Origin of the sequence: Pseudomonas sp. ArH3a, assembly GCF_022648765.1 — a bacterium.
GTDB lineage: Bacteria > Pseudomonadota > Gammaproteobacteria > Pseudomonadales > Pseudomonadaceae > Aquipseudomonas.
The window spans coordinates 2,036,309-2,054,029 of the sequence record NZ_CP080330.1 but is presented as its reverse complement, the minus strand read 5'-3'; the positions used below and the strand labels follow the sequence as shown (position 1 = coordinate 2,054,029).

Annotated in this window: 13 protein-coding genes and 2 pseudogenes; 6 read left to right on the top strand and 9 right to left on the bottom strand. The window is 59.8% G+C overall.

Features of this window, described 5'->3' with window-relative positions; genetic code table 11:
- Positions 1 to 670 precede the first annotated feature (670 nt).
- The gene (locus K0P33_RS09275) at positions 671 to 1,891 is read right to left on the bottom strand and encodes a hypothetical protein (protein ID WP_242154958.1); all 1,221 of its coding nucleotides are present in this window, start codon (positions 1,889 to 1,891) and stop codon (positions 671 to 673) included.
- Positions 1,892 to 1,905: 14 nt separating this feature from the next.
- Positions 1,906 to 2,355 carry a YcgN family cysteine cluster protein gene (locus tag K0P33_RS09270; protein WP_094949885.1) on the bottom strand — a complete coding sequence of 150 codons (450 nt, stop codon included), beginning with the start codon at positions 2,353 to 2,355 and terminating at the stop codon, positions 1,906 to 1,908.
- 153 nt (positions 2,356 to 2,508) lie between these two features.
- Between K0P33_RS09270 and K0P33_RS09265 the strand changes: the two genes are divergently transcribed.
- Both K0P33_RS09265 and K0P33_RS09260 read left to right on the top strand, forming a co-directional pair.
- Entirely contained in the window at positions 2,509 to 3,093 is a 585-nt protein-coding gene (locus K0P33_RS09265) for a nitroreductase family protein (RefSeq protein WP_083359593.1), read from the top strand.
- A 126-nt stretch (positions 3,094 to 3,219) separates the two neighbouring features.
- A pseudogene (locus tag K0P33_RS09260) lies at positions 3,220 to 4,595 on the top strand (IS3 family transposase).
- Between the two features lie 64 nt (positions 4,596 to 4,659).
- Here the strand turns inward: K0P33_RS09260 and K0P33_RS09255 are convergent.
- From K0P33_RS09255 to K0P33_RS09235, 5 genes are all read right to left on the bottom strand, one after another.
- Positions 4,660 to 5,592: a D-2-hydroxyacid dehydrogenase gene (locus K0P33_RS09255; RefSeq protein WP_094949886.1), complete on the bottom strand. Its 933-nt coding sequence runs from the start codon at positions 5,590 to 5,592 to the stop codon at positions 4,660 to 4,662.
- A gap of 107 nt (positions 5,593 to 5,699) precedes the next feature.
- Positions 5,700 to 5,993, bottom strand: coding sequence for a YcgL domain-containing protein (locus K0P33_RS09250; RefSeq protein ID WP_083359595.1), 294 nt, complete (start codon positions 5,991 to 5,993; stop codon positions 5,700 to 5,702).
- Positions 5,990 to 7,123 carry a ribonuclease D gene (rnd, locus tag K0P33_RS09245; protein ID WP_242154956.1) on the bottom strand — a complete coding sequence of 378 codons (1,134 nt, stop codon included), beginning with the start codon at positions 7,121 to 7,123 and terminating at the stop codon, positions 5,990 to 5,992. The genes K0P33_RS09250 and rnd overlap by 4 nt, the downstream gene beginning before the upstream one ends.
- A gap of 122 nt (positions 7,124 to 7,245) precedes the next feature.
- Complete coding sequence (locus K0P33_RS09240; protein ID WP_242154954.1) at positions 7,246 to 7,845, bottom strand: class I SAM-dependent methyltransferase; 600 nt, start codon at positions 7,843 to 7,845, stop codon at positions 7,246 to 7,248.
- A 176-nt stretch (positions 7,846 to 8,021) separates the two neighbouring features.
- Positions 8,022 to 9,392, bottom strand: coding sequence for a glutamine synthetase family protein (locus tag K0P33_RS09235; protein WP_242154944.1), 1,371 nt, complete (start codon positions 9,390 to 9,392; stop codon positions 8,022 to 8,024).
- A 414-nt stretch (positions 9,393 to 9,806) separates the two neighbouring features.
- Here K0P33_RS09235 and K0P33_RS09230 point away from each other — a divergent pair, with 414 nt between their 5' ends.
- The 3 genes and pseudogenes from K0P33_RS09230 to K0P33_RS09220 all read left to right on the top strand — a co-directional run bounded on the left by K0P33_RS09230 (position 9,807) and on the right by K0P33_RS09220 (position 12,833).
- Positions 9,807 to 10,580 (top strand): transporter substrate-binding domain-containing protein, encoded by a 774-nt coding sequence (locus K0P33_RS09230; protein WP_094949890.1) that lies wholly within the window; start codon positions 9,807 to 9,809, stop codon positions 10,578 to 10,580.
- 50 nt (positions 10,581 to 10,630) lie between these two features.
- Positions 10,631 to 11,467: a cache domain-containing protein gene (locus K0P33_RS09225; RefSeq protein ID WP_242154942.1), complete on the top strand. Its 837-nt coding sequence runs from the start codon at positions 10,631 to 10,633 to the stop codon at positions 11,465 to 11,467.
- A 427-nt stretch (positions 11,468 to 11,894) separates the two neighbouring features.
- Positions 11,895 to 12,833 (top strand): annotated as a pseudogene (locus tag K0P33_RS09220) (IS110 family transposase).
- A gap of 1,023 nt (positions 12,834 to 13,856) precedes the next feature.
- On the opposite strand, the gene K0P33_RS09215 reads toward K0P33_RS09220, so the two are convergent.
- The gene (locus K0P33_RS09215) at positions 13,857 to 15,374 is read right to left on the bottom strand and encodes an MDR family MFS transporter (RefSeq protein ID WP_242154939.1); all 1,518 of its coding nucleotides are present in this window, start codon (positions 15,372 to 15,374) and stop codon (positions 13,857 to 13,859) included.
- A gap of 67 nt (positions 15,375 to 15,441) precedes the next feature.
- Positions 15,442 to 16,626: a 4-hydroxybenzoate 3-monooxygenase gene (gene pobA, locus K0P33_RS09210; protein ID WP_176463002.1), complete on the bottom strand. Its 1,185-nt coding sequence runs from the start codon at positions 16,624 to 16,626 to the stop codon at positions 15,442 to 15,444.
- Positions 16,627 to 16,816: 190 nt separating this feature from the next.
- Here pobA and K0P33_RS09205 point away from each other — a divergent pair, with 190 nt between their 5' ends.
- Positions 16,817 to 17,692, top strand: a complete 876-nt coding sequence (locus K0P33_RS09205) for a helix-turn-helix domain-containing protein (RefSeq protein WP_094953222.1) — start codon at positions 16,817 to 16,819, stop codon at positions 17,690 to 17,692.
- The last annotated feature ends 29 nt before the right edge of the window (positions 17,693 to 17,721 follow it).

Genomic DNA, 17,721 nt, shown 5'->3' with positions numbered 1-17,721 from the left:
TGAAACTGAACTCAATCTAATGTGGGAGCTGGCTTGCCTGCGATGGCATCGGCTGGTTATGCCTGACACACCGAGGTGCTTGCATCGCAGGCAAGCCAGCTCCCACAGAAAAGCAGAGCACTGCGGTGCTGGCAGCCAAGCCCGCTCCCACAGTTGGATCTCGGTACATCAGACAGAGAGTGTGCTGCTGTGCTTTTGCCCTGCTTTTGCTTCTACCACTCAGGTCGGCTACTAGGCCGCCGTGCTCTTGCTTTTGATCTTGATCTTGATCTTGATCTGAGGCGCCCCGTTAAACCACGATGGCCGAACGCAGGCTTGAATCCGTGGGTAACCCGGCAGGACGCCGGGTTAGCCGCGATGGGCCAAGGATGGCCCATCGCGGCGGCCCACGGATTCAAGCCGGAGTGAGGGCATGCCGAGCCTAGGCGAGGCACCGAGTGGTGGGGCAAGAGCCCTTTTGGTTACTTTTGGGGCTCTTTTCCAAAAGTGACCCGCCGTAAGGGCGGAACCAATAGCCGCCGTTACCGCAGCAACGGATATGTACTCAATCTACCTAAACCATCACAGGCTAAAAGCAACACAAAAAGTTGCGTAGATACCCATGGCTATCGCAGGCAAGCCAGCTCCCACACAAGCCCTCCCCCATTTTTAATTTGCGCATGGATGGAAATCAGCGCAGCAGCTTGGTATCCAACACCACCGACGACTCGCCGATCACGCTTTCGGCCAATTGCACAAACTCCGCCGTGGTGATGCTGTTCGCCCGCATCACCGCCTGCGCGAGGTCATCCAGCGAGCGCTTGTTGTGGGTCTTCACACGGATCTCGCGGTCCAGCTCCTGCAACACCACAACCGCCCGCGCCACCGTCGCACCACTGATGTGTTCGCCACGCAGAGTGCTAACCTGCGCGCCTTCCTTAGCCAACCGCGCCTGGATCGCCGCGTAGCGCTCATCGGTGATCCCGCCCGCGCGGCGTAGCAGTTCAATGGCGTAGTACTCGCCAAGCCCTTCGCTGATCCAATCACTGGTGTCGTGGTCGTTGAAACGGCCGATGGCTTGCACCACCTCACGGATCAATGCACTGCTGCCATTTTCGCTGACCAACGGCGTGCGGCTGTTGAGGTAGATCGAGTCGCGCGCCGAGAACACGCCACGGCGCATTGGGTCGCTGGCGCCCACCACCAGCAGCTTGGCCGGGTGACGCGGGAACGCCGCCTCAACCTGCGGCCAAACGAACGTCAGCAATGTCAGCACATCCATGCGACGCATGGCCTGGCCCTTGGGCGAAGCCACGGTGACTTCGGTTTCGCCCAGGCGCACGCGGCGGCTGCCGAGGGTGCCGGCGAGCATCCAGCCGGTGGGCCGGTCGAGCAAGCGGGAAACATTGTCGATACGGAATTTGTTCTTGCCGATACGCGGCCAGGCGGTTTCGACGCTTTTCCAGCCTGACGGCAGCTCGAACATCAGGCGCGACACCAGCTCAATGCCGTCCTGCTGGTCGAGCCGTGCAGCCGGCACCAGGTCTTCCCCCCGAAACAGCGCCCAGCTCGGCGTCATCCGCGCTTCATACAGGCCTGGCTTGCGCGCGTGGGTGAGGCGCACTCGGTAGGTCAGGCTGGCCTTGTCGGCGCTGGGCTGCCACAGCCCACGGTGACCGGTGACTTTCCATTGGCCATCGGCCTTGAAGTCGCTGTAGTCGCCATCGCGGCCCAGGTCGAAGTCCAGGCTGCGCACCGCCGAGCCTTGGGACAGGCTCACACGCACCTCGGCCTGATCACTCTGGGGCAGCAGTTTGACGTGGTAGTCCAGGTCGACTTTCTTCGCGCACCACGCAGGCAGGCTCAGCGCCAGCAACACGAAAGAGGCCGCCAGCTTGGTTACCACCGTCATACACACTCCTTTTTTCAGCCCGCGCGAAAGATCAGGTAATCCTCCCAGTCATCTTCAGGCACGCTGCCTTCGGCGAGCATACGGCCGGACTGGGAAATGCGTTCGTGGTGCACGGCATCGCGGTCGCCACAGACCAAGTGGTGCCACAGAGGCAGGTCCTTGCGCTCGCTGACCAGGCGGTAGCCGCAGGTCGGTGGCAGCCACTTGAACTGGTCGGCCTGGCCCGGGGTGAGCTGAATACAGTCGGGCACCGAGGCGCGGCGGTTGGGGTAGTCGGTGCACTGGCAGGTTTTCAGGTCCAGCAGTTTGCAGGCGATGCGCGTGTAATAGACGCTGTTGTCGTCTTCATCCTCAAGCTTTTGCAGGCAGCACAGGCCACAGCCGTCGCACAACGACTCCCATTCCTCCTGGTCGAGCTGATCAAGGGTTTTGCGTATCCAGAAAGGTTCGACTTTGGCGGCCATGGCTCTACATCAGTATCGTTAGGTGAAAAGGCCGCCAGTCTAGTGCCCACGGCCTCTGGGGCCAAGCGCTTACGACTGGCGGTGTAACAACACTTGTCAGTCTAGTGGCCGCGCAGTAGCTTTGAGCGCCGAATTGACGATCAGGAACAGCCCATGACACGCGTTGCCGATTACCCGATCCACACCCAGTTCACCGAACGCTGGTCGCCCCGCGCCTTTACCGGCGAGAGCATCCCGCAGGACACCCTGCTGAGCTTTTTCGAAGCCGCGCGCTGGGCGCCGTCGGCTTACAACTCGCAGCCATGGCGTTTTCTCTACGCGCGCCGTGACACGCCGGACTGGGAGCGTTTCCTGGGTTTGCTCAATGAATTCAACCGCGGCTGGGCGCAACACGCCTCGGCCCTGGTGATCATCGCCTCGAAAACCGACTTCACCGCCCCCGGCGCCACCGAAGAAACCCCGGCGCTGTGGCACACCTTCGACACCGGTTCGGCCTGGGGCCACCTGGCGCTGCAAGCCAGCCTCAGCGGCTGGCATACTCACGGCATGGCCGGTTTCGATCAGGAACTGACCCGCAAAGAGCTGAAGATTCCAGCCGGTTATGCACTGCACGCGGCGGTGGCCGTGGGCAAGCTGGGGGACAAGTCGAGCTTGCCGGAGTACCTGCAAGGGCGTGAAGCGCCAAGCCCGCGCAAGCCGCTGAGCGAGCTGGTATCGGAAGGTGATTTCAGCCTGTAAGCCTTACTGAAATCCCTGTGGGAGCGGGCTTGCCTGCGATAGCAGTGGGCCAGTCACTGCATGGCAGGCTGGTACACTGAAGTGCGCCCCAGAAGTTGGACACTCGTCCAACTCCTGAGGCTTTTCATGAGCAAATACACGACGCAGTTCAAGCTTTCCGCCATTACCACTTTCCTTGAGCAGGGCCGAGGCTTTCGCCGCATAGCCGCTCAATTTCAAATGGATCCCACCTTGCTTCGTCGTTGGGTGGAGGCTTACCGATTACATGGCGAAGCCTGTCTAAGCAGAACCGGCGAACGCTACAGTCCCTTGTTCAAGTTTTCAGTGCTGCAACGCATGTGGCGCGACTCCTTATCCTTGCGCCGCGCAGCGGCGCTCTTCAACCTGGGTAACTCAAGCCAGGTGGGCAGATGGCAACAGCAGTATTACAGTGGCGGTATTGAAGCCCTGGAGTCAGGGAAAAAAGGATCGATTACCGCTATGCCCAAGCCGCCTTCTAAACCGCGTAAAACTACCACCCCACTCACCGACGCACAGCTTGCACACAAGGCATTACTCGATGAACTGCAGTATTTGCGCATGGAGAACGCCTACCTAAAAAAGCTTGGAGAGTTGGGCGAGGCGGTGATGAGGCGAGAGAGAGAAGCGAAGAAAAAGCCCGATTAGTCACTGAGCTCAAACAAGCTTTCCCCTTGAGTGATTTGCTCAAGCTGGTAGGTCTTGCGCGAAGTACGTACTACTACCAACTCAAGGCGATGGGCGTTGCGGACCGGTTTATCTCGATCAAAGCCTCTATCCAGACTATCCAAGACGAGAATGAGGGCCGCCTTGGTTACCGTCGGATGACTTTAGAGCTACGTAAGCAAACGCCGTTGATCAACGGTAAAACGGTACGACGGCTGATGGGAGAGTTAGGCCTGAAATGCACAGTGCGACCGAAAAAATACAAATCGTATAAAGGGCCAATGGGAGAGGTATCGCCCAATATCCTGGCTCGTCAGTTCGAAGCTGAGCAACCAAATCAGAAATGGGTAACCGATGTCACCGAGTTCAAAGTGGCCGGCAAAAAGCTGTATCTGTCCCCAGTACTGGACTTGTACAACGGAGAGATTGTGGCCTATAAGACCGCCGTCCGCCCCCAATACGCCTTGGTAGGCGACATGCTGGAGCTTGCCCTTGAGCGCTTGCCCGAAGGCGCCAAACCCATGCTGCACTCGGATCAGGGCTGGCACTATCGACACTCAAAGTATCGGGAAAAACTGGAAAAAGCTGGGTTGGAACAGAGTATGTCTCGCAAAGGGAACTGCTATGACAACGCCACAATGGAAAGCTTTTTCGGTACCCTGAAGTCGGAGTTTTACTATCGGGAAAGCTTCGACAGCGTTGCTCAGCTGCAGGCCGGGCTGGATAAGTACATCCATTACTACAACCATAAGCGAATCAAAACGAAGCTTGGCGGACTGAGCCCTGTGGCTTACAGAACCCGGTCCGCGGTAGCCTAACCATTAGCTGTCCAACTTTTGGGGCGCACTTCACACCGTCATCGCGGGCAAGCCCGCTCCCACATTAATAACCGCGCTCGAAATCCACTTCGCCGCGCAATGCTTCCTTGGCCTGATAAGCCCGCAGGTTCTGCACAAACAACTCCACCATCATGCTCGGCGAGGTCGGCGCGGAACTGTGCCCGGTCAACAACAGACCCCAGGCGGTCCAGAACGGATGACGTTGCGGCAGGGGTTCCTGGCGGCACACATCGATTACAGCGCCAGCCAAATGCCCTTCTTTCAACGCCTCGACCAGATCCGCATCGACCACGGCCACGCCACGCCCAACGTTGATAAACAACCCGGTCGACTTGAATTGCTTGAACAGCGCCGCGTCGTACAGGTCATGGGTGTTGGCCGTGTTGGGCAGCAGGTTGATCACATAATCCACCTCGCCTACCAGGCGGCCCAGCTGATCCAGCCCGGCCACTTCGATAAACGGCGCCTGCTCACGCGCGGAGCTGGCGATGCCGTAAAGCTTGACGCCAAACGGCAGCAGAAAGTCGGCAACGCTTTGGCCGATATCGCCGGTGCCGACGATCAGCGCCTTGCGCCCCGCCAGGCTCTGGCCCATGCGGTTGTCCCATTTGCGCTCGACCTGGCTGACCAGGCGCGCGAGCACTTCGCGCTCGTGGCCGAGCATGTAGGTGAGGACGAATTCAGCCATGACCTGGCCAAAAATGCCGACCGCGCGGGTCAGGCGATAGTCGCGGGGCAAGCCATCGGCGAGCAGCGGCGTGACACCGGCCCAGGTCGATTGCAGCCACTGAGGCTGGTGCCCCTGGCGCAACAAGGTGGCGAGCAGATCCGGCTGGCCCAGCCATACCGGGCAATCGGCGGCCAGGCGCGACAATTCGGCTGAATCGCCGCTGGTCAGCACCTCGACGTCGGGTGCCGCTTCACTGAGCAATTGAGCGTAGAGCGGGTAATCCTGTTCAGCAATCAGAACACGCATGGTTCAAACCTTTCAAAAACACTGCAGACGGCCGCCCGCATCCTTACGGCCACCACCCACTTATACGTTTGCATTGAAGAATGTGCCCTGGGCAGGGCACTGTCCGATCACATCGGGTCGTTGCGGCGCAACAGCTCTTCGGGCAAGTGCTCGATGTACTCGTCCTCGGCCGGTGGCATTTGCAGGTGGTAGCCCTGCTTGTCGAGGTTTTCCAGGACCACGGTGATGTCCTCACGGGACAGCTTGCGCTCTGGCGTCAGGATCATCTCGAACGCGAGATGGGCCTTGCCGAAGGCTTCCATCAACGGTTCCGGCACACGCTCCAGCGCATCGCTTTTCAGCACGTAGAGGTACATCCCGTCTTTTTTCAAGCTGCGGTAGATGGAGCAAATACGTTTCAAGGCTGTTCTCCGGCAGTGGCCAGGCTGTCGAGCAGCGCTTGGCCCATCAACTCGCGGCGCCAGCCACGCAGCGAGTCTGGCAATTTATAAGGCCCATCGGGGTACCCGCTTTTAACCAGGGCTTCGAGGGTTTTCTTGCGCAGCATCAGCTCCGGCGCCATGTCCAGGCGTTCGGCTTCGGCCTGGCCCAAGGTACGCAGTTGCTTGATCAGCGTGGCGGCGTCCACCGGCAGCGGTTCAGCCACGGCGGGTGGCCATTGGTCCATGGACACGCTGCCGGCACGTTTGATCAGGTCCAGCAGAAACTGGCCATCCTGACGCACGGTGCGCGGGTGCATGTCTTCGATTTTGCCCAGCGCGGCGAGGTTATCCGGCTGGGATTTGGCCAGGGGCCACAACGAGTGTTCACGAATGATACGGTTGCGCGGCAGGTCACGGGCGCGGGCTTGCTGCTCGCGCCAGGCGCACAGCTCACGCAGCACGGCGAGCTGGGCGCGGGACAGTTTCCACGCCAACTTGGCGTCGCGGTACACCTCGTACGGGTCCACCTCGCGGCGCAGGTTGGCCACCAGTTCGGCGCCGTCTTCCAGCACCCAAGCGTATTTGTCGTCTGACAGCTTCGGGCGCAGGCGGATGTAGACCTCGGCCAAGTGCACCGCGTCTTCGGCGGCGTAGCTCACTTGGGTCTCGGACAATGGCCGCTGCAGCCAGTCCGAGCGGGTCTCACCCTTGGGCAACTCGATATCCAGCACGGCTTGCACCAGGCGCGAGTAGCCCATGGAGAAACCGAGGTTCAAGTAAGCCGCCGCCAATTGAGTGTCGAACAACGGCACCGGCAGGCTGCCGGTCAGGCGCAGCAACACTTCCAGGTCTTCGCTGCAAGCGTGCACCACCTTGATCACCGCTGGGTTTTCCAGCAAGGCGGCCAAGGGTTGCCAGTTGTCGATGGTCAGGGGATCGATCAGGTAAGCGCGCACGCCATCACCGATCTGGATCAGCCCGGCAATGGGGTAAAAGGTGTCGACCCGCATGAATTCGGTGTCGAGGGCGACGAATGGCAACTGCTGCCATTCGGCGCAATGCTGGCCGAGGCTATCGTTGTCGCAGATCCAGTGAATATCGATGGCCACACGGCTCTCCCTTGAAGAATGGCGCGCAGTATATATCGCGAAAGCCCCTTGCGAGCATCCGCAGTGCACACACCATCATGAAAACTCCGACAAGAGATGAAGAATAGTCGGACAGGCAGGAGTTAGCCTCTCTTACGCAGGACGTAGACCCGCCACAGCTTGGAGCCCGGCAGGAATTCCTGATGGTTGAGTATGTTGAAACCCGCTTGGCGGAACTCGCCCTCGACAGGCGTATGCGCATTCACGGAAACGATCACCGTGTCGCGGCTGACCCGGTGGAACTCGCGCAGCAGCGCCAAACGCCCGTCACTGTTGGGTACATGGCGAAACAATTCCAGGCAGAAAATGCAGTCAACCGCATTCGCCGACAGGCCGATGGAAAACGCCGAGCCCTGGAATGTTTTGACGCGCTTGAGCAATGACGCCGGATGGTGGGTGCACGCGTGGTCGAGCATGGCCTGGGAGTTGTCCGAGGCCAGGATCACCCGGTTGATGTGTTCGGCCAACACCGGCCAGAACCGGCCAGAGCCACAGGCCAGGTCGAGGATCAGCCCCGGCTCGCCGGCCACCTTCAATGCCTGGCGCACCAACCGATCATCGCGCCAGGCCGCTAGGCGCTTGAGCAGCGCTGGCGGGCGTGTGTCGCCGCAGACCCTGGCATGCTCACGGTCACAGCGCTCGGCGAATTCAGTCTCGATAGAGGATAGAGTAGGTGACGACATCACGGGCTCATGTGTGTGGAACGGTAGTGAACGACCTTGATTCGCAGCTTAACGACTGCAACGTGAAAAAAAGGTCGAAGCCGTGAATGACTTGAGATTGCACGCGTTTGGCGGTGCGCTGAGTACCTATCCGTTGCTGCAGCAACGGATATGCCCCCAGCGTCCCCCACACAGACTCACGCCTGATGCAAATACCACAGCCAATCCTGCTCCCCCACCTCCCCCATAAACTGGCGATATTCAGCGCGTTTCACCGCCAGGTACACCCCGAGAAACTCACCGCCAAACGCATCCCGCGCCCAGCTCGAACCTTCCAGAGCACGCAAAGTGGTGAGCCAGTCAGTCGGCAGCAATTCCTTGGCCTGGGCATACCCGTTGCCCTCCACCGGAGCACCAGGGTCACGCTGTTCGCGGATACCCCGGTGGATGCCAGCCAGAATCGCAGCGGCCGCCAGGTAAGGGTTAGCGTCGGCACCACAGATACGGTGCTCAATGTGCCGGGAATTGGCCGGCCCGCCGGGCACGCGCAAGCTGACCGTGCGGTTATCCACCCCCCAAGTGGCGGCCAGCGGCGCATAGCTGTTGGCCTGAAAGCGACGGTAGGAATTGGCGTTAGGACAGAACATCAGCAACGAATCGAGCAACGTGCTGAGCATACCGCCCACCGCCTGACGCAATAGCGGCGTGCCATCGGCAGCCTCGCTGGCGAACAGGTTATTGCCGTGGACGTCCGCCAGGCTCACATGCATGTGCATGCCCGTGCCCGCCAAGTCATCAAAGGGCTTGGCCATGAAACACGCAGTCATCCCGTGTTTATGCGCCACGCCCTTGACCAGCCGTTTATAGCGCACCGCTTCGTCCATGGCTTGCAGCGCATCAAAGCGATGTTCCAGGGTGATTTCAACCTGGCCCGGCGCGTATTCGGAAATCGCCGTGCGCGCCGGGATGCCTTGCAGTTTGCAGGCGCTATAAAGGTCGGCAAGGAACGGCTCGATCTGCTCCAGTTCGCGCAGGCCATACACCTGGGTCGAGCGCGGGCGATTACCGTCCACATCCCGGGCCGGTTGCGGTCGGCCGTTGCTGTCGGGCTTCTGGTCGAGCAGGTAAAACTCCAGCTCTGCCGCCATCACCGGGTAATAACCGTCGGCCTTTAAGCCGTCGATCACCTTGGCGAGCAAATGCCTGGGGTCGGCCACGGTGGCGGGCAGGCCTTCGGTAGGGTGCATGCTGACTTGCACCGCCGCCGTCGGGATCAGGCGCCACGGCATGCGCTGCAAACTGCCGCTGATCGGGTAGGCGCGGCAGTCGATATCGCCGACGTCCCACACCAGCCCGGAGTTTTCCACGTCATCGCCGTTAATCGTCAGGCCAAGGATGGTGCTGGGTAACGGCCGGCCACTTTCGTACACCGCCAACAACTCATCGCGGTGCAGCAACTTGCCGCGTGGCACGCCGTTGTTGTCGAGGATAAACAGCTCGAACATCTCAACGTCCGGGTTCTGCTCAAGGAAAGATTGGGCTTCGTGCAGGCTGGCAAAAACACTCATTGGAATTCTCATACGTTTGCGGCAGGCGGGCGCACAGGCACCGCCGGGCAGATGCGCACAGGTGCGCGTCATCCATGGGGCAGATCAACGTAGGAGAGCAGTATCGGGTGGGCGCGCGTGTCGGCAGTGGAACAAAGCCCAGAAGGCCAGCTCGGAGGGGAGTGCCTCGACAACCGTCGGACAGCTCGGCACTAATGCGCCAGGCAGCGTCGCGGGGTGAGTGTCGGGGGAACCGTCCATGCAGGATTCACAATGAGGTAGATGCCCGGCAGCCTCACACGCCTGGATAGGTGGTTAAATTCAGGGTTGATGGAGTTTGGTTGCAAACTGGCTAAACATTGCGCGGCCCTTGCTACCTGAGCGCGCTGCTGGAAATAATGACCGCCCCCGATCATGCCCTAAGGACTCGACCACATGAAAGCGCCCCTAGCCCTGTGTGTACTGGCGAGTATCGCAACCACCGCCCTGGCCGACACCGCGCCATCGCGCCTGGATGAAGTGCTGCAGCGCGGCACGCTCACCGTCTGCACCACCGGCGACTACAAGCCCTACACGTCACTGCGCGCCGATGGCCGTTATGAAGGCATCGACATTGCCATGGCTGAGTCACTGGCCAAAAGCTTGAATGCGAAAATCACCTGGGTGCCGACCACCTGGAAAACCCTGATGCCGGACTTCCTGGCCCAACGCTGCGACATCGCCGTGGGCGGTATTTCGGTGTCGCTGGAACGCCAGAAAAAAGCCTTCTTCAGCCAGGCCCTGGGCGTGGATGGCAAGATTCCGCTGGTGCGCTGCGCTGATGTACAGCGCTACCAGACCGTCGAGCAGATCAACCAGCCGCAGGTGCGGGTGATCGAACCGGCGGGCGGCACCAACGAAGTCTTTGCCCGCGCTCATCTGGGCCAGGCGCAGATTCGCCTGCACGACAACGTGACGATTTTCGACGAATTGTTGGCGGGCAAAGCCGACGTGATGATCACCGACGCCAGCGAAGCGCGCTTCCAGCAAAAGCTTAAGCCTGGGCTGTGTGCCGTCAACCCAGAACAGCAGATGCAGTACAGCGAAAAAGCCTTCCTGCTGCCCCGCGATGATGTGGCGTGGAAAAGCTACGTCGACCAGTGGTTGCACTTGAGCGTCGCCACCGGCGTGTACGGCGGCATCGTCAATCAGTGGCTCGCGGCGCCCTGAGCCAGAACCGTCTACGCTGTTGCCAAACCTACAATATTGAGGGATGGGTAATGAAAGGACTGCTCCGACTCACCTGGCTGCTGCTGTTGTGTTTCAGTCAGGTGCACGCGGCCACTCAGGATAAGGACGCACAGGCCGCCAAGGCCCTACTGGAAAAGGCTTTGGCCTATTACCAGAGCAACGGCGACAAAGCGTTCGCCGCCTTCAGTCGCCAAGGTGACTTCATCGACCACGACCGCTATGTGTTTGTGGTTGATACCAAGGGCGTGCTGCTGGCCAGCGGCGGGCCCTCCTCCGCGCTGATCGGCCGCGACGTATCCGAGCAGCTCGGGCCGGACTTGCAAGCCTCGTTCAAGCAAGCGCTGGCCGTACCCGAGGGCCAGGGCATCCAGCAGGCCGACTACCGCTGGCAGAACTGGAATGACGGCAAGGTTGAGCACAAGCATGTGTTTTATCAGCGCGTGGGCGAACGGATTTTGGCAGTCGGTTATTACCTGCCTCGAGCCACACCGGAACAGGCGCGTGGGCTGCGCAACAAGGCGGTGAACGCGCTGATGAAGGATGAAGCCGGCACGCTCAAGGCGATCAACGCGTTGCAGGGCGGGTTTCTGCAAGATGATTTGTATGTGTTTGTGGTGGACCTGAATACCGGGCGCTATGTGGCGCATGGCACCAACCTGCGCCTGGTTAACACCGACTTCGCCAAGATCAAGGACCCGGATGGCAAGCCGGTGGGCGAGCCGATCCTCAAGATAATGGCCGAGCAGGATCAGGGTGAGTACAAGTACCGCTGGAAAAACCCGGTGACAGGTAAGGTTGAGAACAAGCACGCGTACTTGCGCAAGGCGGGGCATTTTATGGTGGCGGTCGGGTACTACAGCCCCTGAGCAGAATTGAAATGCAATCCACTGTGGGAGCTGGCTTGCCTGCGATAGCGGTGTATCAGTTTCACCGCTATCGCAGCACAGGTATCTACGCATCTTTTTATGGGTTGAATTCTTTTGTGGTCGCGGGGGCGCTGGGTACATATCCGTTGCTGCGGTAACGGCTGCTATTGGTTCCGCTCTTACAGCGGGTCACTTTTGGAAAAGAGCCCCAAAAGTAACCAAAAGGGCTCTTGCCCCACCACTCGGCACCTCGCTCACGCTTCGGTGTGCCCTTGTAAGATGATTTTCATCTGCTTCAGACCGTTATGCCCTCGGATTTCGAGATCGTGAGTGAGCGTGGGTCGAAGCAGATTCCTTCCTAAACTAGTCCGAACGGTTGCCAGGGCGCGAAGCCCGATTCTGCAAGGTTGGACGTGAGGAAAACACCATGGACCATGACTCTGCGTTTGTCGGAATTGATGTTTCCAAAAACAAGCTCGACTCATTTGTCAGCACCACTGGCCAAGTCGAACAGTTTTTCAATACTCAAGAAGATATCCAGCGTTTAGCTAAACATCTCAAGGCTCAGGAGCCGGTTTTGGTGGTGTTGGAAGCAACTGGGGATATGAGCGGCTTGCGGCTGCGGAGCTTTGCGCTGCGGGACTGCCAGTCGTTGTCGTCAACCCCGCCAGGTGCGTGATTTCGCCAAAGCTACCGGTCGGTTGGCTAAAACCGATGCTCTGGATGCCCAGGTGATTGCGGAGTTTGCCCAGGCGGTCAAACCCGAGATTCGAGAGATGCCAGATGAACACACTCGTGAGCTGGCAGATCTACTCACTCGACGCCGCCAACTCATCGACATGATCGTGGCGGAGGAGTCTCGGCTGAAGCAGGCGGTATTCAAGGCACTTCGAAGAGACATCAAGGCACATATCACCTGGCTTCAAAAGCGGCTTAAAAGCACAGACGATGACTTGCACGAAGCCATCAAGGCTTCCCCGGTCTGGAAGGCCAATTATGATTTGCTACGCGAGGTCGCTGGTGTTGGCAACGTGCTCGCACTTTCGCTGCTGGCGATGGTTCCGGAGCTGGGCAAGGTTAATCGCAAACAAGTGGCTGCCTTGGTTGGTGTGGCGCCTTTAACTGCGATAGCGGCCTCTACAAAGGGCGTAGACGGATATGGGGTGGTCGAGCTGAGGTTCGAAGTGTGCTTTACATGGCCGTCTTGTCCTCGAAGAGCCATAACCCGGTGATCGAGAGGTTCTACAACCATCTGCTTGCTGCAGGAAAGACGAAGAAAGTAGCGCTGGTTGCATGCATGAGAAAGCTGCTGACGATCTTGAATGCGATGGTGCGCGATCAAAAGCATTTCGCTGAAATGGCTTGAATTTCGACACGGTTGCTCACTCCGGCTTTGGACCGTGGGCCGCCGCCATGGGCCATCCTTGGCCCATCGCGGCTAAACCGGCGTCCTGCCGGTTTACCCACGCTCCAAAGCCTGCGTTCGGCCAGCGTGGTTTAACGGGGCGCCTAAGATCAAAAGCAGATCAAGATCAAAAGCAAGAGCACGGCGGCCTAGTAGCCGACCTGAGTGGTTAGATCAAAAGCAAAACCGAGGCGGCCTGGCAGCCGACCTGATAGTGGAAGCTGAAACTCAATCAAATGTGGGAGCTGGCTTGCCTGCGATGCAGACACCTCGGTCTATCAAGTACACCGAGTTGATGCCATCGCAGGCAAGCCAGCTCCCACAGAAAAGCAGAGCACTGCGGTGCTGGCAGCTAAACTCGGTCAAAATTGTGGGAGCGGGCTTGCTCGCGAATGCGGTGGGTCAGTCAGCTCATGTGTAACTGACCCACCGCATTCGCGAGCAAGCCCGCTCCCCACATTGGGATCTCATTACATCAGCTAGATAGGGTGGTGCTCTGCTTCTGCCTTGCTTTTGTTTCAACCACTCAGGTCGGCTACTAGGCCGCCGTGCTCTTGCTCTTGCTCTTGCTCTTGATCTTGATCTTGATCTTGATCTTGATCTTGATCTTGATCTGAGGCGCCCCGTTAACCACGATGGCCGAACGCAGGCTTGAATCCGTGGGTAACCCGGCAGGACGCCGGGTTAGCCGCGATGGGCCAAGGATGGCCCATGGCGGCGGCCCACGGATTCAAGCCGGAGTGAGGGCATGCCGAGCCTAGGCGAGGCACCGAGTGGTGGGGCAAAGACCTTTTGCTTACTTTTGGGTCTTTCCAAAAGTGAGCCGCTGTAAGAGCGGAACCCTACGAAGCCGTTACCGCAGCAACGGATATGTACTCAATCTAACTAAACCATCGCAGGCTAAAAGCAACACAAAAAGTTGCGTAGATACCTATGCCCATCGCAGGCAAGCCAGCTCCCACAGTTCGCTCATCATTGTGTCAATTACTTAGCGTTGTCTTCACGCCCGCGCAGCACGCGGTTAGGCATCGCAAGCGCCGCCGCCAACCCCAGCAACGACACCGCCGCACTCACCATCAACAAATGCCGAAACGTCACCGCCAACTCCCCGCGCAATGCATCCTGCGCAGGCCCTGGCGCGGCGTTCAAGCCGTCCAGCAAGACATTCCCGGAACTGCCTTCGGCCACCAGCGCACCGCTGGCCAAGTGCGCAAAGCTGGAATCCTGCAACAACGCCAGCAACAAGGCCGACATGCACGCCACGCCCACCGCCCCGCCTAACGAGCGAAACAGGTTGGTGGTGCTGGTCGCAACGCCGATATCCCGCTGCTCGACCGAATTCTGCGTCCCCACCAGGGACGTAGGAAACTGCATCCCCGCCGCAATCCCGCACAGCAACATGAACACCGCCGTCAGCCACACCGCCTGCGGCGCACTGTAGGCCATGCCCAGAATCGCAAACGGGCTCAACAACGCGCCCGTCAAGATCATCGGCTTATAACGCCCGGTCACCGAGGTCATGCGCCCGGCAAAATAGGCGCCCATCGGCAAGCCCATCGCCAGCGGCAGCAAGTGCAGCGCGGCACTGTCGGCGCCTGAGCCGGTCACCGTCTGATACCGCAGCGGCATCAGTACGGTCAGGGAGATCGCCTGGAAGCTGGTGAAGAAAATCGTGCACCAGCACAGCACCGCGCTGCGGTTGGCGAACAGGTGCATCGGCAGCAAGGGTTCGCGCGCACGGCGTTCATGCCAGACAAACACCGTGAGCGCCACCAGCGCACAGACCAGCAGCCCCAACACTTGCGGGTCACGCCAATGATGGCCCTGGCCGATTTCAGTAATGCCCAGCAACAAGGCGGTCAGGCCGACGATCATCAGCACGGTGCCGAGATAATCGATGATCGGCTTGCGCTGCGGCACCGGCAGCCCCACCAGCGTGCGATGGGCCACGTACCAGGCGCCGGCGCCCAGCGGCAGGTTGATCAAAAACACCCAGCGCCAGGACAGGTACTCGGTCATGTAACCGCCGAGCACCGGCCCGGCCACGCTGGCCACCGCGTACATGCTGCTGAAGTAGCCCTGATACCGCCCGCGTTCACGCGGTGGAATGATGTCGCCGATGATCGCCTGGCTTACCGAGATCATCCCACCGGCACCGATGCCCTGGAGAATCCGCGCCAGCACCAGTTGCTCCATGCTTTGGGCCATGGCGCAAAACAGCGAGGCCAGGGTGAACACGCCCATGCCGATCAGCATCATCGGGCGGCGCCCATACAGGTCGCCGAGCTTGCCGTAGATCGGCACCGCCACCGTCATCGCCACCATGTAGCCAGAGATCACCCAGGCCAGCAGGTTGACGTCGTGGAACTGCGCGGAGATGGCCGGCATGGACACGGCGACAATGGTCTGGTCCAGGGCGCCAAGGAAGATCGCCATCATCAAGGCGGCCAGCACACTGCGCACGGCGGGGACGGGTTGGGTGGGCTGATTGAGGCGGGTCACGGCAGAACCTTCGAGCAAGGCCCGCAGGAAAGGAAGGGCCTGCGGGAATGCTCGATACGATAGCAGGCTACTCGATAGCTTCGTAAGGAAGCCCGACGTAATTTTCTGCAATGGTTTTGCGACCCGCCTGCGAGTGGATGAAATATGCCAGCTCGCTGTCGGCAATGCGCTGGCTGAAGCCGTCCGCCTCGGGAAACTGGTGCAGCATCGAGGTCATCCACCAGGAGAACCGCTCGGCCTTCCACACCCGACGCAGGCAGATTGCCGAGTACTTTTCCAACAAGTCCACGCGCCCCTCGCGATACACCTTGAGCAGGATGCGAAACAGCGTGCTCACATCGCTGGCGGCCAGGTTCAAGCCCTTGGCGCCGGTGGGCGGCACGATATGCGCGGCATCCCCAAGCAGGAACAGGCGCCCGTATTGCATCGGCTCCACCACAAAGCTGCGCAGCGGCGCGATGCTTTTCTCGATGGAAGGCCCGGTGACCAGTTGTTCGGCCAGTTGGCTCGGCAGGCGAGTTTTCAGCTCATCCCAAAACCGTTCATCCGACCATTCATCCAGCGGCTCTTCAGCCGGCACTTGCAGGTAATAACGGCTACGGGTCGGCGAACGCATGCTGCACAGGGCAAAGCCGCGTGGGTGCTTGGCGTAGACCAGCTCCGCGTGCACCGGCGGCGTGTCGGCAAGAATGCCCAGCCAGCCGAAGGGGTAGACGCGCTCGAACACTTGCAGCGACTCAGCCGGAATCGCCTGACGCGCAACGCCGTGGAAACCATCGCAACCGGCGATGTAGTCGCACTCCAGGCGAAAGGCCTCACCCTGATGTTCGAAGGTCAGCCAGGGTCGATCACTTTTGAGGGCATGGGGCTGCACGTTGGATGCTTCGTACAGGGTGACGGCGCCGGCGGCTGCACGCGCTTGCATCAAGTCGCGGGTGACTTCGGTCTGGCCGTAGATCATCACCGACTGGCCGCCGGTCAAACCCTTGAGGTCGATGTGGCTGAGCTGGCCATTGAGCGCCAGCTCAAAACCGTCATGCACCAGGCCTTCGGCATCCATACGCCGGCTGACGCCGGCCTCGCGCAGCAGGTCGACCATGCCTTGTTCCAGCACCCCGGCACGGATGCGGCCTTGCACGTAATCGGCGCTCTGACGCTCTAGAATCAGGGTCTGGATACCCGCATTGTGCAGCAGTTGGCCAAGCAGCAATCCTGAGGGACCGGCGCCAATAATGGCGACTTGGGTTTTCAGCGTTTTCATTATTTTTATAACCCGTAAGCTTCACCCGAACGGATCAGGTGAAAGAGTTGTCATTCATCATGTTGCTGATCATTTTTCACTTGAGTGGCCGCCATAAGAAGGTGAAAACTGAGACAAAGCCTGCGCTTTTTGCCAATCGGGGCGATTACCGCACCACTATCCTGAGTATCGGATTGAAACCATGACCAAAACTGCCAGTACCGCGATTCCGGTCTTCAAGCTTTACGGGGAAAGCCAGCAATGGCCGACCCCTGATTTGTTGCACTGTGAAACCATTTCCCGGCGCAGCCGGGAGTACCAGTGGGAAATCCAGCCCCACCGGCACGCGGACCTCTGCCAGTTGTTGTACGTGCACAAAGGCCAGGCGCAATTGGAGATCGAAGGCCTGCGCACTACGCTCAGCGAAGCGACCTTGCAGGTGCTGCCGCCTTTGTGTGTGCATGGGTTTCGGTTTGCCGAGGATGTCGAAGGTTACGTCGTGACGCTGTCGGCGCCGCTGGTCAGCTATATGCAGACGCAACTGGGCGCGACGGTGGACGGTTTGCAGACCCTGGGCAGTTACGCGGCAGGCAAGGACAGCGACTACCTCAACAGCCTGTTTGCCCGCCTGCAGGACGAATACGCCGATGAGCAACCGGCGCGTGACATGATGATGCACGCCTTGGTCAGCGTGTTGCTGGTATGGATCAGCCGCCAGGCCATCCAGCGCCGCCACCCGCGAGCACCACGTGGGCGCGAGTATTTCCGGCGTTTTACCCAACTGGTTGAACAGCATTACCGCGAACACCCGAAAATTGAAGACCTGGCCCACAAACTGGGCATCTCGGTCTCACACCTGAACGGCACATGTCGGGAATTGGGCGGGCAGCCTGCGCTGCAGATCATGCATGACCGCCAGTTGCTGGAGGCCAAGCGCCTGCTGACCTACACCAGCATGACCATCAATGAGATGTCGGAGGTGTTGGGGTTTTCCGACCCCACCAACTTCTCTCGGCTGTTTCGCCGACGGGTCGGGTTTTCGCCCAAGGCGTTTCGCGAGCAATTGAAAGCCGATTGATTCGAACGCGGAGCGTGCGTTGCTGCATT

Coding starts and splice junctions, on each gene's coding strand:
- K0P33_RS09275 (WP_242154958.1), bottom strand. CDS start 1,891: ATGACGGTGGTAACCAAGCTGGCGGCCTCTTTCGTGTTGCTGGCGCTG.
- K0P33_RS09270 (WP_094949885.1), bottom strand. CDS start 2,355: ATGGCCGCCAAAGTCGAACCTTTCTGGATACGCAAAACCCTTGATCAG.
- K0P33_RS09265 (WP_083359593.1), top strand. CDS start 2,509: ATGACACGCGTTGCCGATTACCCGATCCACACCCAGTTCACCGAACGC.
- K0P33_RS09255 (WP_094949886.1), bottom strand. CDS start 5,592: ATGCGTGTTCTGATTGCTGAACAGGATTACCCGCTCTACGCTCAATTG.
- K0P33_RS09240 (WP_242154954.1), bottom strand. CDS start 7,845: ATGTCGTCACCTACTCTATCCTCTATCGAGACTGAATTCGCCGAGCGC.
- K0P33_RS09235 (WP_242154944.1), bottom strand. CDS start 9,392: ATGAGTGTTTTTGCCAGCCTGCACGAAGCCCAATCTTTCCTTGAGCAG.
- K0P33_RS09230 (WP_094949890.1), top strand. CDS start 9,807: ATGAAAGCGCCCCTAGCCCTGTGTGTACTGGCGAGTATCGCAACCACC.
- K0P33_RS09225 (WP_242154942.1), top strand. CDS start 10,631: ATGAAAGGACTGCTCCGACTCACCTGGCTGCTGCTGTTGTGTTTCAGT.
- K0P33_RS09205 (WP_094953222.1), top strand. CDS start 16,817: ATGACCAAAACTGCCAGTACCGCGATTCCGGTCTTCAAGCTTTACGGG.